Source organism: Dietzia sp. DQ12-76, from assembly GCF_014145045.1.
Classification (GTDB): domain Bacteria; phylum Actinomycetota; class Actinomycetes; order Mycobacteriales; family Mycobacteriaceae; genus Dietzia.
Window position 1 is genome coordinate 1 of sequence record NZ_JAALDV010000088.1, and the last position, 1,183, is coordinate 1,183.

1 protein-coding gene is annotated in these 1,183 nt (G+C 70.6%); it reads left to right on the top strand.

The window, feature by feature from the left end; genetic code table 11:
* On the top strand, positions 1-1,062 hold a 1,062-nt coding region (locus G6019_RS04185), incomplete at its 5' end, for a pyruvate kinase (protein WP_241725870.1).
* Between the last annotated feature and the right edge of the window lie 121 nt (positions 1,063-1,183).

Here is a 1,183-nt window from a genome sequence, read left to right on the forward strand (position 1 = left end):
CTCGCGGGCCGGAGGCCCGGGGACGTGATCGAGGTCCCCGATGCACGGCGGCTGCGTCGACGCTTCACCGTGGTGTCCGTGGATGACGGTGGAGTCCTCGCGGAGGGTGATCGCAACGCGTGGGTGCGCGACGGCACGCTGATCGACTGCGACTTCGAGCGCACCAGGGTCCGCGGCATCCCTGCGGTGCCCCAGCGGATTCGCGTCCACTCCGGGGACCGGATCCTGCTCACCGTGGACATGGAACCGGTGGATCCACCGCGGTCCGGTGCGGAGATCCGACTGGGATGTGCGCTTCCCGCGGTCGTGGAGGCGCTGGCGGTGGGTGACCGCGTCCTGTTCGACGACGGGGTGATCTCCGCAGAGGTCGTCGAGACCGCCACCCCGGGTGCCACGGACGCCCCCTGGGCCAGGCTGGAGGTGGTGCGCTGCCGGGAGGGTGGCCGCTGGCTGGGGTCGGAGAAGGGGATCAATGTCCCGGGACTGGAGATGGACACCCCCGCGCTGACCGAGGAGGACCGACAGAGTCTCGACTTCGCGTCCCGACACGCCGATCTCGTGGCGCTGTCGTTCGTGCGGACCAGAAGGGACGTCGCCGACGCGGTCGAGGCCCTGGAATCCGCGGCCTCGGAGTCGGGGCGGGAGCTGGGACTGCTCCTCAAGATCGAGACCCGGCAGGCGTACCGGGCGCTACCGGACCTGCTGCTGGAGGCGATGCGTCACGAGCGGATCGGTGTGATGATCGCCCGCGGTGACCTCGCCGTCGAGATGGGTTTCGAGTCGCTCTCGGAGATTCCGCGCAACATCACGCTGATGTGCCAGGCGGCCCGCGTCCCCGTCGTCCTGGCGACGCAGGTGCTGGAGTCGTTGGCGAAGACCGGGATCCCGTCGCGCGCGGAGATCTCCGACGCCGGGTCCGCGCAGAGGTCCGAGTGCGTGATGCTCAACAAGGGGCCCTATGTGGCCGAGGCGATCGAGACCCTCGACGTGATCCACTCCCGGATGGGCCGGATCCAGCGGAAGGCGCTGCCACTGATGCGCCACGTCGACAGTTGGGACTGACCGCCGCCGCCCCGCCACGGCTACGCCCCGGCGGTGTCACCGCGAGCCGCGCGGGCTGTGCCAGCATGGTCGCCATGACCTCATCGCGGCGGACCGGCCAGTGGCGATGGGTCGCGCACCC